The following is a 14696-nucleotide window of genomic DNA, read 5'->3' on the forward strand; positions in this document are numbered from 1 at the left end:
GTGGATTGAGCTGGTCTGAAATTGCGTACCCTTCGCTGGTGTACGTGCATCTGTTGCTGTTCGTGCTGTGGCTGGGGGCGGACGTCGGCGTGTTCCTGCTGGGGCAGCATTTCCGCAAGCGTCACCTCTACACGCTGGACCAGCGCATCGCGCTGCTGAAGCTGCTGGTGCTGGTCGACATGACCCCGCGCAGCGCCTGGGCGCTGATGGTGCCGGTGTCGCTCTCGGTGCTGAAAATGGGCGGCTGGTGGGATGTGCCTGCGGCATTGCTGGTGGCGGCCTGGATCATCGGCGGCGTGTGGCTTTGGCTGGTCTGGGACGCGCACAATCATGATCAGACGCCGCGCGCCAAACGCGACCGGTTTTACGAAAACGGGCTGAAATACGGGCTCACCGCCTTCTACCTCTGGCTGGGCGCGCAATCGGTGCTCACAGGCGCGCCGCTGGCGCCAGGCTGGCTGGCCTGGAAGGCGCTGCTGTTCGGCGCGATCTTCGTCGCTGCGATCGGCATCGATATCGCCTTCAAGCCGGTCGGGCCGCAGCTCGTCCGGTTGCTTAGCGAAGGGTCGAGCGATGCAACCGAGGTGCCGCTGCGCCGGACGATGGACCGCACCCGCATCTGGGTGATGGCAATCTACATCCTGCTGGTCGTCACCTCGTGGCTGGGCGCGGTAAAGCCCGGCTTCTGATCGCGCGGCCACAGGGACCGGTGTCGTATTCAAGCAACACGGAGGATAGAATTCGCGGAGCGGATAAAATTTGTCTGGACAAATTTGGCGCGTTGAGGTGATCTTGTCCGGACAAGGGAGACATAAAAGAACCTGAGGGGGTTTCACATGACACACAGCTTCAAGGCCTGCCTGCTTGCCGTTACCGCGCTCAACAGCGTGCCTGCCATGGCGCAGGAGGCAGCGCCGGGTGCCGCGCCTCCCGACAGCGATGTGATCATCGTGACCGCCCGAAAGACCGAGGAAACGCTGCAGGAGGCCCCGACCACCGTCTCGGTCGTCACCGCCGCTGCGATCGACCGGCTGGGCCTCGACAACCTCACCGACATCGCCAAGACCGTGCCCGGCCTGGTGTTCGACGATTCGCTGGGCCGCGATGCCAACCGCCCGGTGATCCGCGGCCAGGCCAATATCCTGGGCCAGTCGGGCGTCGCCTTCTTCATCGACGGCATCTATTATTCGGGCTCGCTCGCCGATTATGACGTCGATACCGTCGAGCGGTTCGAAGTGGTCAAGGGCCCGCAATCGGCGCTTTACGGCCGCAACACCTATTCGGGCGCGATCAACCTCATCTCGAAAATGCCGAGCACAACCTGGACCGGCCGCGTTCAGGTCGATCTGGCCGAAGACGACCGCTATGAGGCGACCGCAAACGTGCGCGGGCCGCTCGCCGATGGCCTGGGCATCGTGATGGGCGGGCGCGTGCTCGACAATGCCGGTGCCTTTCGCAACGCCTTTGACGGCACCCGCATCGGCAAGCAGCAGAGCTATTCGGGCTATGGCGCGCTGCAGTTCAACAATGGCGGGCCGTTCCGCGCCTCGCTGCGCGCCAACTACAATGTCATCGATGATGGCCAACCCGCCATCTTCGCGCAGAGCGCCAATGCCAATAACTGCTTCCCCGACAATGGCACGCTCTATCGCGGCCAGCGCCGCTATTTCTGCGGGGTGATCCAGCCGCAACAGGTCAATACCGACTATCGCCGCCAGTTCGTCGATCCGGAAAATGCCGGGCTGGAATCCAAGACGCTGAACGCTGGCCTGCGCATGGATTTCGACTTTACCGACGAGCTCACGCTGACCAGCCTGACCGGCTACAACCGGCGCACCGCCAACACCAAGACCGATGGCGACTATTCACCCAACAGCTTCAACATGGTGATCTTCGCCTTTGGCGCGACTGGCCCCGCCCCCGCGCCGATCGTGCCACCGCGCACGACGCGGTTCACCGCCTTTGCCACGTCGGTGCAGGATTTCACCTTCTCCAACCGCCAGGTGACCGATGACTGGTCGCAGGAATTGCGTCTGGCCTATGAAGGCGACCGGCTGCAGCTGATGCTGGGCGGCTATTATTTCGACCAGAACGACGTCACCCGCGACACCCGTGTCGTGCCACCCGGATCGCTCGCCCGCGCGCAGGCCAATGCCAATGCGGCCACCGCCTCACTCTGTGCGCAGCTCGCCAATTGCGGCATCTTCACGCCGATCACGGTCACGGCAGCCAACCTGCCCGAATCGCGCAACGTCAACTCGTTCGATATCGAGAACAAGGCGATCTTCGGCTCTGCGACCTTCGACATTACCGACACGCTCTCGATCTCGGCCGAGGGCCGCTATGCCGAGGAAAAGATCCGCCAGTCGACGCTGACCTTCAACAACGGCCAGGCCATCCCTGCCCCGCGCGTGGTGCAGGCGACGTTCAAGGAATTCACCCCGCGCTTCACGCTCAGCTGGCAGGCGACGCGCGACAACCTGTTCTATGCGGTCTATGCCGAAGGGCAGAAGCCCGGCGGTTTCAACAGCAACCAGGCGATCCTGGCCGGCTTCCCGACATTCCAGCCCGAAGACAACAAGACGTACGAAATCGGCACCAAGAACACCTTTTTCGACGGCAAGCTGACCGCCAATCTCGCGCTCTACCATACCGAGGTGAAGGGCTATCAGATTACCCAGAACGTCTCGGTGCCGCCCAACCAGGTCTCGCTCACCCGCAATGGCGGCGATGCGCGGATCAACGGTGCCGAGCTTGAGCTGCTGATCCGTCCGGTGCGCAATTTCACGGTCACCGCGAACTACAGCTATGTGAATGCCAAGTTCACCCGCGGCACCGACGAGAATCTGGGCCTGATCAACGATGTCGCCGATGACGGACTGGTCAACTGCTCGCTGGGCGACGAATTCCCGGCGGTGACGGGATGCCAGTCGCGCTATGGCGCAATCCGGGGCAAGCGCATTCCGCGCGCGCCCGAGCATACCGTCTTCGTCGATGTCGACTATCGCACCCCGGTCAGCGACGACTGGAACTTCTTTGTCGGCAGCAACGTCAACATGGTCTCGACAAGCTTTGACCAGGTGCTGAACTTTGCCGAAACCGGCGGATCGGTGGTGGTCGATGCGCGCATGGGCCTGCAGAGCGACCGCTATCGCGTGATGCTCTATGCCCGCAACCTGTTCGACGAGGATTCGGTGGCGCAGATCCTGCGCTATGCCGATGCCAATGCCGACCTGCGGCGCAATTTTGTCGCCGGACTGCGTCCGCCCCGGCGCATCGGCATCCTGCTGACCGCCAGTTTCTGAAGGTTCCACAACGCCTGCGCCCTTTCCATGCGAAAGGGCCTAAATTCTGCCCCCGGGAACCACATGGCTTCCCGGGGGTCTTTTTTGTGCAGCCCATGCTGCACGGCTTCGGCGCGAGATATCCAAGTTGAAATTCGGCAGGCGCGGCGGTAACGACGCTGCAATACCCGCCTCAAATGCTTAGTCCGCTTCATGAAACGAATGAGCGGAACATTCCTTCGGAAGCTGACCAGACCCATGACGCATGCATTTCATCCTACCAGCCTTCGCGAATATGACATTCGCGGGATCATCGGCGAGACTCTGGGCGAGGATGATGCCTATGCCATCGGCCGCGGCTTTGCGACGCTGATCGCACGCGCGGGCGGCAAGTGCGTGGTGGTAGGCTATGACGGCCGCGTGAGCTCGCCGGTGCTGGAGGCGGCGCTGGTCCGCGGTCTCAACGACAGTGGCGTCGATGCGATCAGCGTCGGCATGGGTCCCACACCGATGCTCTATTATGCCGAAGCCGTGCTAGAAGAGGCGGATGGCGGCATTCAGATAACCGGCAGCCATAACCCCGCCAATTACAACGGCTTCAAGATGGTCTTTCAGGGCCGCCCGTTTTTTGGCGCCGACATCCTCAAGCTGGGACAGATGGCGGAGTCTGGCGACTGGGATAGCGGCACCGGTACGTCGCGTTCGATCGACATTCTCGACCGCTATGTCGACCGGCTGGTCGAGGATTTCGGCGGCACGGCAGCGCGCGTCGGCTGGGACTGCGGCAACGGCGCGGCGGGGCCAGCGGTGGAAGAGCTGGTCCGGCGCCTTCCGGGCGAGCATTTCACGCTGTTCACGCAAGTTGATGGCAATTTTCCCAATCATCATCCCGATCCCACCGAGGAAAAGAATCTCGCCGATCTGAAGGCGCTTGTCGCTGAGAAGAAGCTCGATTTCGGCGTGGCTTTTGATGGCGATGGCGACCGTATCGGCGCGATCGACGGCCAGGGCCGCGTCATCTGGGGCGATCAGCTGCTCAGCATCTACGCCGAAGCGGTGCTAAAAGACGTTCCCGGCGCAACGATCATCGCCGACGTCAAGGCCAGCCAGGCGCTGTTCGACCGCGTGACCGAGCTGGGCGGCGTGCCGCTCATGTGGAAGACCGGGCACAGCCTGATCAAGTCGAAGATGAAGGAAACCGGCTCGCCGCTGGCAGGCGAGATGAGCGGCCATGTCTTCTTCAAGCACCGCTATTACGGCTTTGACGATGCGCTGTATGCCGCTGTCCGCCTGATCGAGGCGCAGACCCTGCTGGGCAAGTCGGTCACCGAAATGCGCGGCAGCATGGCCCCGATGATCAACACTCCCGAAATGCGCTTCCAGGTCGACGAGACACGCAAGTTCGCGGTGGTCGAAGAGGTGCTGGCTCGGCTGTCGGCAAGCGGTGCCGAGGTCAATGCGACCGATGGCGCGCGGGTCAGCACGCCCGATGGCTGGTGGCTGCTGCGCGCATCGAACACGCAGGACGTGCTGGTTGCGCGCGCTGAAGCCCGCAGCCAGGAGGGGCTCGACCGGTTGATGGCGCAGATCGATGAACAGCTTGCAGCCTCCGGACTGGAGCGCGGCCCTCAGGCAGCGCATTGAAAGGCATCACGGAAATGGCAAGCCAAGCGGTTGACGCGTTCAAAGCCAGCCACAGCGTACTGGTGACCGGCGGTGCAGGCTATATCGGCAGCCATGCCGTGCTGGCGCTCAAGGATGCCGGCTGGAAGGTCGCCGTGATCGACAATCTGGTCACCGGATTCCGCTGGGCGGTGCCCGATGATGTGGCGTTTTACGAAGGCGATATTGCCGATGGCGACCTGGTTGCCCGGATCATTGCCGAACAGCAGATCGGCGCGATCCTGCATTTTGCCGGGTCGGTCGTGGTCCCTGAATCGGTCAGCGACCCGCTCAAATATTACAGCAACAACACGGTCAAGAGCCGCGCGCTGATCGAATCGGCGGTCCAGGGCGGGGTGAAGCACTTCATCTTCTCGTCCACCGCCGCGACCTATGGCACCCCCGATTTCGAGGGGCCTATACCGGAACAGGCACCGCAAAAGCCGATCAATCCCTATGGCACATCCAAGCTGATGACCGAGTGGATGCTGCGCGATGTCGCCTTTGCGCATGACTTCAACTATTGCGCACTGCGCTATTTCAACGTCGCAGGGGCCGATCCGCAGGGCCGCACCGGCCAGTCGACGGCGGGCGCGACGCACCTGATCAAGGTCGCGGTGGAAGCCGCGCTCGGCAAGCGCGAGCATGTCGCGGTGTTCGGCACCGATTTCGACACGCCAGACGGCACCGGGGTGCGCGACTATATCCATGTCAGCGATCTGGCAAACGCGCATCTGCTGGCGCTCGAGGCGCTGATCGAGCAGCCCGACCAGTCGCATTTCCTCAACTGCGGCTATGGCCATGGCTATTCGGTGCTCGAAGTACTCGACGCGGTCGATCGGGTCACCAACCTCAAGATCGAGCGCCTGCTTTCCGGCCGCCGCGCGGGTGATCCCGCTGCGCTCACCGCAGACAGCAGCGCGATCCGGTCGCGCTTCGGCTGGAGCCCGGCGCATGACGATCTCGACACCATCGTCACCGATGCGCTGGCCTGGGAACGACGGCTGAGCGAGAAAGCCGTGTGACCATGGCCGCTGATGCCTGCAAGCTTGCCACCCGTCAGGTGGAAAAGCCCTGGGGTCGGCTGGTGCTGCCCGCGCCGTTCCGCAATGCCTGCAGCGACAAGATCGGCGAAATCTGGTTCGAGGCCGAAACCGGGCCTGCACTGCCGCTGATGATCAAATATCTGTTCACCAGCGAGAAGCTGTCGATCCAGGTGCATCCGAGCGATGCTGAAGCCCGCGCGATGGGCCTGGTCGGTGGCAAGGAAGAATGCTGGCTGGTGCTCGATGCAGAGCCCGGCGCGTGCCTGGGCATCGGCACCGTGCGCCCGCTCGATGCCGATGAACTGCGCGCCGCCGCGCTTTCCGGCGAGATCGAGGCGCTGATGGACTGGAAACCGGTCGAACGCGGCGATTTCTATTACATTCCGGCGGGCACCGTCCATGCCATCGGTGCAGGCGTCAGCCTGATCGAAGTGCAGCAGAATGCCGATATCACCTACCGGCTCTATGACTACGGCCGTCCGCGCGAACTGCATCTGGACGATGGCGTCGCAGTATCGCACGCCGCGCCTTACCCGCAGGCGCTGCACCGCCAGGTGGATTTCCAGGCTGACCAGATGCTGGTCGACGGGCCCTATTTTGCATTGCTGCTGACCGGCGATCCCGATGCGCGGCTGGGCGGGACCGGCCCGTTGATGGTGCTTCCGGTCGAAGGCAGCGCCACCCTGCACGGCGATGACGACGCGCTTGTCGCGCACGCAGGCGAATGCCTGGCGATCGACAGCGCCAGCCGCTTTTCGGTCAGCCCCGGCGCACGGCTGTTGCTGGCACGAGCCCTTTGACGCGAGAAACCATGACCCAGATCATCCCCGTCATCCTGTCCGGCGGATCGGGCACACGGCTCTGGCCGCTGTCGACCGACCATAGTCCCAAGCAGTTCCTGGCGCTGGCCTCTGACCAGAGCATGTTCGCCGATACGCTCGCGCGGGCGGGTGACAGCACCCGGTTCACCGCGCCGCTGATCATCGGCGCAGAGCGGCATGCTGCGCTGATGGAGGCAGAGCTTGCCGGGCCGGACCACGCCCCGGCGCGCATCATCCTGGAGCCGAGCGCGCGCAACACCGCGCCTGCGATCGCGCTCGCGGCGCTCGCATCAGGCAGCGGCGATGCGGTGATGCTGGTGATGCCGAGCGACCATGTGATCGGCGACCTGCCCGCGTTTCTGTCTGCGGTCGATACCGCGCTGCCCGCCGCGCGCGATGGCTGGCTTGTGACCTTCGGCATCGAGCCTACGGGTCCGGAAACCGGGTTCGGCTATATCCGCATGGGCGAAAACCTGACCGATGCCCCCGGCGTGCGCAAGGTCGAACGCTTTATCGAGAAGCCCGCGCGCGACAGGGCCGAGGCGATGCTGGCCGAAGGCAGCCATGCCTGGAATGCGGGCATCTTCCTGATGCGCGCCGACCGCTATCTCGAAGAGCTGGCGGCGCACGCGCCACAAATGGATCATGACGCACGCGCCGCGCTGGAAGGTGTCGACCTGACGGCCCGGCTGATCCGCCCCGATGCGGCGTGCTTTGCCGCCTGCCCGTCGGATTCGATCGACTATGCGGTGATGGAACGCGCCGACCGGGTGGCGATCGTCCCCGTCGCCTGCGGCTGGTCCGATGTCGGCAGCTGGGATGCGCTGGCGGAGATCGGTTCAGCCGATGCGCAAGGCAATACCGTGGCAGGCGATGCGGTGCTGATCGATACGCGCGGCTGCCATGTCCATGCCGATGGCATCACCGTCACCGCATCGGGCATCGAGGATCTGATCGTCATCGCCAATGGCAGCCATGTGATGATCGTGCCCAAGGGCCGGTCGCAGGACGTCAAGAAGATCGTCGAGGCGATGAAGGCACGCAGCCAGGATTGATGGAGGCGCCGGCCCGCTTGGGACCGGCGCTGTATCCATCCGCGCTTATTCGGCCTTGCCGGGCTTTGCGCCATCCTTGGCGCGCTGGGCCTCGATCTTCTTCTTGAACACCGTCCAGGTCGTCTCGTTCGGGCGGCTATCGTCGACCGGCGGCGGCGCATTATAGCCCGGATAGTTGGTCGCGATCTCGCGCTTGATGACGTCGGGCAGCTCGTCATAGCTGTTCAGCTTCACGCCCATGGCGTTGAACACCATCTGGCCGTCGCGGCCCTCCATCAGCATCCAGGGCATCCAGTCCGAAATGCGCACCCAGGCGACCGTCGGGTTGACCGATTTGGTATCGGTATCAAGCGCCTTGACCGGCATGGAGAAGTCGAAAATCTCCATCGCGTGGTACTTGTTGCCGACATAGTCCTGATAGTCGCCGGCCAGCGGATTGACATAATAGAGCGGTGCCTCGACCGGCATCAGCATGGTGTCGCCCATGCGGGTGAGGCTCAGCGAATAGGGCTTGCCGTCCGGACCCTTGGGGAAGCTGGGGCGCGAATTCACCGGGTCGTTGGCGATGTGCATCACCTCCACGGTCTTGCCGGTATAGGGGTTCTGCCAGCTGCGCAGCACCTCGTTCGTCTTGGGGTGGAGATACAGCGTGATCTCCCGGCTGACCATGCGATAGCCGGTTCCGCGCTGCGCATCGGTGACGGTCACGCACTGGCGGATGTTCATCCCTTCCATGTTGAACAGGTGCTTGTCGGGCTCGCCCTGGCGGCGGCTGTAGATCTTGCCCTGCCAGCGATAGACGGCGGGCACCTTGTCCTTCACGCCGCATTGCGTGCGCTTCATGATCTCCAGCGCATCCTCGGGCTTGGCCGGATCGAGCTGCCGGGCCAGCGCCGGGGTGGCAAGGGTTGTGGCCGCCAGAAGGGCTGCCAGAGTCAGGGTACCGATACGCATAAACCTCTTCCCTTCGTGATTATCCTGATTTGTGCTTGACTTTAGATTTGTCCGGACAAATTGTGAAGCAGAAACATGTCGTCGACAAAGGGGCTTCGGAAAAAATCATGTTCGCTGCCAGCAGCATCCTGTTCGTACCGGGTTCGCGTAGCGACCGCATCTCCAAAGCGCTGGCCAGTGCGGCGGACCTTGTCTGCATCGATCTGGAAGATGCCGTCGCCGCGCCCGACAAGGACAGCGCGCGCGAGACGGTGATGACGGGCCTGACCGGATGGGACCGGACGCGCGTTGCCGTCCGAATCAACGGGGTGATGACGCGTGCGGGCCTCAAGGATCTTATCGCGCTGACGCACTGCGCTGCACCGCCGCCGCTGCTGTTCGTGCCGATGGTCGAGCATGCCAGCGAGATCGCCCAGGTCGCGCGCGTGCTCGACAATCCCGCGATCGGCCTTGTTCCGCTGATCGAGACGGTGAAGGGTCTGCGCGAGGCGCATCTGATCGCCGCGCAACCGCAGGTGGCCGCGATGATGTTCGGCGGCGGTGATTTCTCCGCGCAGCTCGGTGTCGACCTCGCCTTCGATCCGCTGCTGGTGGCGCGCGGGCAGTTCATCATGGCCTGCGCCGATGCAGGCGTACCCGCGATCGACGTGCCCTTCGTCAAGCTCGACGATGCGCAGGGGCTTGCCGACGAATGCCGCAAGGTGCGTGCGCTGGGCTTTGCCGCCAAGGCCGCGATCCACCCCGCGCAGGTCGAGGCTATCAATACCGGGTTCGGCGCCGATGCGGCTGCCATTGCCGAGGCAAACGAGGCGATCGCCGCCTATGAGGCGGCAGGCGGCATGGCGATCCGCCACAACGGAAAGATGCTGGAGGCTCCCATCGTCGCACGCATGCGCGCGATGCTCGAGCGCGAGGCCAAGCGAAACGAAAGGACCATGATCGATGCGTGAGGGAGCCAAGGAAGTTTCAGAGGGCCGCTATCGCGAGACCTTCGGACGGGCGTTCGAGGATTTCGTCGTCGGCCATATCTATGAACATCGCCCCGGCCGCACGATCACCGATGCCGACAATGTGTGGTTCACGCTGCTGACGATGAACACCCATCCGGCGCATTTCGATTATGAATATGCCAAGAAGACCGAATTCGGCAAACCCCTGGTCGCCTCGCCGCTCACCGTCGCGCTGATGGTGGGGATGAGCGTGTCCGATGTCAGCCAGAAGGCGGTGGCGAATCTGGGCTGGGACAATATCCGCCTGACGAACCCCCTGTTTCCCGGCGACACGCTTTATGCCGAGAGCGAGGTAATCGAAAAGCGCGAGTCCTCATCGCGGCCCGAACAGGGCATTGTCACGGTCAAGACCATCGGCAAGAATCAGCACGGGCAGGTGGTCTGCACCTTCAGCCGCACCATGCTGATCTGGAAGCGTGGCTTCGGACCGTCGGACGATTGATCGGGGCCAGGACAAGATTTGATCCTCGCAGCCCTATGGGGGGCAGCGAGCAGAAAGACCGGAGTGACCCAAGCATGGCAAGCCTGCCAATTGAAGAGATGCGCACGATCGATGCGGACGAGGAAGCCGCCTTCCTCGATGCGATCGACCGCTGGATCGAGCGCGAGGTCAAGCCCGTGGTGATGCACCACGACCACAAGGACATCTGGCCCGCCGAGCTGGTCGATCAGATGATCGAAATGGGTCTGTTCGGCGCGACCATCGGCCAGGAATATGGCGGCCTGGGCCTGCCCGCGACCACCTATGCCAAGATTGTCGCGCGGATCTCGTCCTACTGGATGGCGCTGACCGGCATCTTCAATTCGCACCTGATCATGGCCTGCGCGGTCGAGCGCTTCGGCACGCCGGTGCAAAAGGCCAAGTGGCTGCCCAAATTCGCCAGCGGCGAGATCCGCGGCGGTCTGGCATTGACCGAGCCCAATGCCGGGACCGACCTGCAGGCGATCCGCACCACTGCCGTGCGTGACGGCGACGACTATGTCATCAACGGCACCAAGACCTGGATTTCCAACGCCATCCAGGGCAGCTGCTTTGCGCTGCTGGTCAAGACCGACCCCAAGGCCGATCCGCGCTACAAGGGCATGAGCCTGTTCATCGCGCCCAAGCAGGAAGGCTTCACCGTCGGCAAGAAGTTCGACAAGCTGGGCTACAAGGCGATCGACAGCGCCGAGCTGATCTTCGACAATTACCGTCTGCCGGCCGAAAACCTGATCGGCGGCGTCGAGGGCCAGGGCTTTTTCCAGGCCACCGGCGGACTGGAACTGGGCCGCATCAACGTCGCAGCACGCGGCGTCGGCCTGGCAGATGGGTCGCTGCGCCTCGCCACCGAATATGCACAGCTGCGCCAGACGATGGGCAAGCCGATTGCCGACCATCAGGCGATCCAGCTCAAGATCGGCGAAATGGTCACCCGCGCCCGCGCCGCGCGGCTTCTGACGCTCGATGCGGCCGAAGCCTATGACCGCGGCGAACGCTGCGACATGGAAGCGGGCATGGCGAAATATTTCGCCTCCGAAGCGGCCGTGCGCAATTCCGAAGAGGCGATGCGCATCCATGGCGGCTATGCCTATTCCAAGGAATACGAGATCGAGCGCTATTATCGCGACGCCCTGCTGATGTGCATCGGCGAAGGCACCAACGAGATGCAGCGCATGATCATTTCCAAGCAATGGGTAAAACGGAACCCGGCGTGAGGGGGGAGTGTCTGTCATGAGGCTGCCGCTCACCGGCTATCGCGTGCTGTCTGCCGAGCAATATGGCGCGGGGCCTTATGGCACGATGTTCCTGGCGCAGATGGGGGCGGAGGTCATCAAGATCGAACCGCCGAACAAGCCGGGCCAGCCCGGCGGCGATACCGCGCGCGCGGTTGGCCCCCATTTCCTGCGCGAGAATGAAAGCCTGTATTTCCAGACCTTCAACCTCAACAAGAAATCGCTGACGCTCGATCTGCAGAGCGAGCGCGGGCGCGAGATCCTGCGCGCGCTCGCGGCCAGCTCGCACGCGATGGTCAACAATCTGCGCGGCGATCTGCCCGCAAAGCTGGGGCTCGATTATGCCGCGCTGGGCAGCATCAACCCGGCCATCGTCTGCGCGCACCTTTCGGCTTATGGGCGCGACAATGTCCGCGCCAAATGGCCAGGCTATGATTATCTGATGCAGGCCGAGGCGGGCTTCCTATCGCTGACCGGAGAGCCTGATGGCCCGCCGGTGCGCTTCGGCCTTTCCATCGTCGATTTCATGACCGGTACGCAGATGGCGGTCGGCCTGCTCGCGGCGATGCTCGATGCCCAGCGTTCGGGGCTCGGCTGCGATGTCGATGTCGACCTGCTCTCGGTCGCTGCGCACCAGATGAGCTATCCGGCGGTCTGGTATCTGAACGAGGGCGACGTCACCCCGCGCGCGCCGCGCTCGGCGCATCCTTCGGTCACGCCCAGCCAGATGTTCCGCTCGGCCGATGGCTGGATGTTCGTGATGGCGCAGCTGCCCAAATTCTGGTCGATCCTGGTCGATGCGATCGGCCAGAGCGACCTCAAGGACGATCCGCGTTTCAGGACGCCCGCCGACCGGCTGGCCAATCGCGACACGCTGACACAGGTGCTCGATTCGGTGTTCGGCACGCAGCCGACGCAGCACTGGGTCGATCTGCTGTCGGGCAAGGTGCCGGTCGCGCCGGTGCACGATCTGGCCAGTGCGATGGACAACCCGTACCTCGCCGAGACCGGCATGATGCAGACCGTCGAGCATCCCGACCGCGAGAATCTGCGCGTGCTCGCAAGCCCGATCCGCATGGATGGCGAGCGGCTGCCTGCACGCGCCGGACCCTTGCTGGGCGCGGACAATGACGATGTGCTGGCCAGCATCGGGCTTTCGGGCGGCGAGATCGAAACCCTCAAACGCGACGGAATCATCTGATCCATGGGCAAGCTTTCCGGCATCCGGGTGATCGACCTGTCGCAGTTCCTGCCCGGGCCGATGCTCACCGTGATGATGGCGGACCAGGGCGCGGAGGTGATCAAGATCGAGCCCCCCGCCGGTGATCCGGCGCGCACCATGGCCCCGTTCGAGAACGGCCAGTCGGTCTGGTTCCGCAATCTCAATCGCGGCAAGGCGAGCGAAGTGCTCGACCTCAAGAGCGAGGCGGGGCGCGCGCGGCTGACCGATCTGATCAAGAGCGCCGATGTGTTCGTCGAAGGCTTTCGCCCCGGCGTGATGCAGCGGCTGGGCTTCGATTATGCCGCGGTGAGCGCGATCAACCCTGCCATCGTCTATTGCTCGGTCTCTGCCTTCGGGCAGGATGGGCCGATGGCGCATCACCCCGCGCATGACCTGGCGGTCCAGGCGCTGTCGGGCTTCCTGTCGGTCAATGACGGGCCCGATGGCACCCCGGTGGTGCCGGGCGTGCCATCTGCCGACATGGCCGCTGGCCTGACCGGCCTGTCTGCGGTGCTGATGGCGCTGATCGGCCGGCAGCGCACCGGTAAGGGCGATTATGTCGATATCGCCATGTTCGACAGCCTGCTGCCCTGGTGCGCGCATATCGCGGGCAGCGCGATCGCGGGCGGCGAGTCACCGCACTCCTCGACCCAGCGCTCGCTGGGCGGTGCAGGCTTCTATCAGGTCTATGCGACCCGCGATGGCCGGCATGTCGCGCTGGGCGGGCGCGAGCTGAAATTCGTGAAGGTCCTGCTCACCGCTCTGGGCCGCGAGGACCTGATCGCGCTCGGCGAAGCCGAAGCGGGACCCGCCCAGGCCCCGCTGATCGCATTCCTGCGCGAGACCTTCCTCACTCGCACCCGCGACGAATGGGTGGCATGGTTCGAGGACAAGGATGTCGCCTTCTCCCCCGTGCTCGATTTTGCCGAAGGCTTTGCCAGCGAGCATGTCGCCACGCGCGGCCTGCTCGTCGAAGCGGGCAGCGCGCACCATATCGCCCCGCCGATCCGCTTTGCCGGAGAGCCCGACTGGACACCCGAAGATGCGCCGGAGCTGGGTCAGGCACAATGAGCGGTGCGTTACGCCTCGACGTCGATATGCATCGAATAGGCGAAGCGGTCGCCGGGATGGTGGCTGACCGAAAGCTCGAACATCCGCCCGTGCTGGTCATGATAGCAGCGCAGGATGCGCAGGCACGCGGATCGGCGCGGAATGTCGAGCGCGGCGGCGACCTCGGCGCTCGCGGGCACCGCCTGGATGTCCTGTGTCACGCGCGACATGGACAGGCCCGCTGCATTGCTGATGAACTGGAACAGCGTGTTGGCGCCGGGGTTGATCTGCTGGTCGGCGGCATCGGCAGGCGGCAGGATCTCGGCCACAGCCGTCGCCAGATCGGCGATGACATAAGCCTCGGTCAGCGCGATCGGCTGGCCGTCGCTGACCTGGCGACGCACGCCGCGAAAGCGGAACCATTTGTCGCTGACCGGCATCGCGATCTGCACCGCGATCCCCTTGGGCAGCGCCTGCAGCCCCAGATGATCATAGGCAATGCGGGTGTCGCGCGCATATTGCAGGATCTCGCCGACGTTCGACAAGGGCTGGTGCAGCGCACCACCGCGCGCCGCCGCCGGTTGCACCACGGTGCCAGACCCACGCCGCCGGGCGATCAGCCCTTCGGCCTGCAAGCGGCGCAGCGCCTCGCGCACGGTGAAGCGGCTCACCCCATATTCGGCGCACAGCGCGCTTTCGGTCGGGAAGCTGTTGTTGCCCGCCAGCTTGCCCGACAGGATGCCCGCGCGCAATTCGTCGGCAAGCTGCTGGTAGCGCGGCTTGTCCGAAGGTTTGTCGAGAATATCACTGGCCTCTGCGCGGCTGTTCAACGCGTGCTCCTGCTCCAACATTGCTCTGCGGATTGCGGTGCATGACCGC

Annotated in this window: 13 protein-coding genes; 11 read left to right on the plus strand and 2 right to left on the minus strand. The window is 64.0% G+C overall.

Going from position 1 to position 14696, the window contains the following annotated elements; genetic code table 11:
• Positions 1 to 5: 5 nt before the first annotated feature.
• The 6 genes from OU999_13485 (at position 6) to OU999_13510 (ending at position 7868) form a co-directional block, all read left to right on the plus strand.
• Positions 6 to 689: a hypothetical protein gene (locus tag OU999_13485; protein WAC22750.1), complete on the plus strand. Its 684-nt coding sequence runs from the start codon at positions 6 to 8 to the stop codon at positions 687 to 689.
• A gap of 147 nt (positions 690 to 836) precedes the next feature.
• The gene (locus OU999_13490; protein ID WAC22751.1) at positions 837 to 3305 is read left to right on the plus strand and encodes a TonB-dependent receptor; all 2469 of its coding nucleotides are present in this window, start codon (positions 837 to 839) and stop codon (positions 3303 to 3305) included.
• A 237-nt stretch (positions 3306 to 3542) separates the two neighbouring features.
• Positions 3543 to 4928 (plus strand): phosphomannomutase/phosphoglucomutase, encoded by a 1386-nt coding sequence (locus OU999_13495; GenBank protein ID WAC22752.1) that lies wholly within the window; start codon positions 3543 to 3545, stop codon positions 4926 to 4928.
• Positions 4929 to 4942: 14 nt separating this feature from the next.
• Positions 4943 to 5971, plus strand: a complete 1029-nt coding sequence (gene galE / locus OU999_13500; protein ID WAC22753.1) for a UDP-glucose 4-epimerase GalE — start codon at positions 4943 to 4945, stop codon at positions 5969 to 5971.
• Positions 5972 to 5973: 2 nt separating this feature from the next.
• The gene (locus OU999_13505; protein ID WAC22754.1) at positions 5974 to 6792 is read left to right on the plus strand and encodes a class I mannose-6-phosphate isomerase; all 819 of its coding nucleotides are present in this window, start codon (positions 5974 to 5976) and stop codon (positions 6790 to 6792) included.
• Between the two features lie 11 nt (positions 6793 to 6803).
• Positions 6804 to 7868 (plus strand): mannose-1-phosphate guanylyltransferase/mannose-6-phosphate isomerase, encoded by a 1065-nt coding sequence (locus OU999_13510; GenBank protein ID WAC22755.1) that lies wholly within the window; start codon positions 6804 to 6806, stop codon positions 7866 to 7868.
• Positions 7869 to 7913: 45 nt separating this feature from the next.
• On the opposite strand, the gene OU999_13515 is transcribed toward OU999_13510, so the two are convergent.
• Entirely contained in the window at positions 7914 to 8822 is a 909-nt protein-coding gene (locus tag OU999_13515) for a DUF1838 family protein (protein WAC22756.1), read from the minus strand.
• A gap of 107 nt (positions 8823 to 8929) precedes the next feature.
• Here OU999_13515 and OU999_13520 point away from each other — a divergent pair, with 107 nt between their 5' ends.
• The 5 genes from OU999_13520 to OU999_13540 all read left to right on the plus strand — a co-directional run bounded on the left by OU999_13520 (position 8930) and on the right by OU999_13540 (position 13838).
• Positions 8930 to 9772: a CoA ester lyase gene (locus OU999_13520; protein WAC22757.1), complete on the plus strand. Its 843-nt coding sequence runs from the start codon at positions 8930 to 8932 to the stop codon at positions 9770 to 9772.
• On the plus strand, positions 9765 to 10274 hold the full coding sequence (locus OU999_13525) for a MaoC family dehydratase (protein WAC22758.1): 510 nt from the start codon (positions 9765 to 9767) through the stop codon (positions 10272 to 10274). The genes OU999_13520 and OU999_13525 overlap by 8 nt, the downstream gene beginning before the upstream one ends.
• Positions 10275 to 10348: 74 nt before the next feature.
• Positions 10349 to 11527: an acyl-CoA dehydrogenase family protein gene (locus OU999_13530; GenBank protein WAC22759.1), complete on the plus strand. Its 1179-nt coding sequence runs from the start codon at positions 10349 to 10351 to the stop codon at positions 11525 to 11527.
• 16 nt (positions 11528 to 11543) lie between these two features.
• Positions 11544 to 12746, plus strand: a complete 1203-nt coding sequence (locus OU999_13535; protein WAC22760.1) for a CoA transferase — start codon at positions 11544 to 11546, stop codon at positions 12744 to 12746.
• A gap of 3 nt (positions 12747 to 12749) precedes the next feature.
• On the plus strand, positions 12750 to 13838 hold the full coding sequence (locus tag OU999_13540; protein WAC22761.1) for a CoA transferase: 1089 nt from the start codon (positions 12750 to 12752) through the stop codon (positions 13836 to 13838).
• A gap of 8 nt (positions 13839 to 13846) precedes the next feature.
• Here OU999_13540 and OU999_13545 read toward each other — a convergent pair whose 3' ends face one another.
• Positions 13847 to 14647 (minus strand): GntR family transcriptional regulator, encoded by an 801-nt coding sequence (locus OU999_13545; protein ID WAC22762.1) that lies wholly within the window; start codon positions 14645 to 14647, stop codon positions 13847 to 13849.
• Between the last annotated feature and the right edge of the window lie 49 nt (positions 14648 to 14696).

This window comes from Blastomonas sp. SL216 (genome assembly GCA_026625625.1).
Classification (GTDB): domain Bacteria; phylum Pseudomonadota; class Alphaproteobacteria; order Sphingomonadales; family Sphingomonadaceae; genus Blastomonas.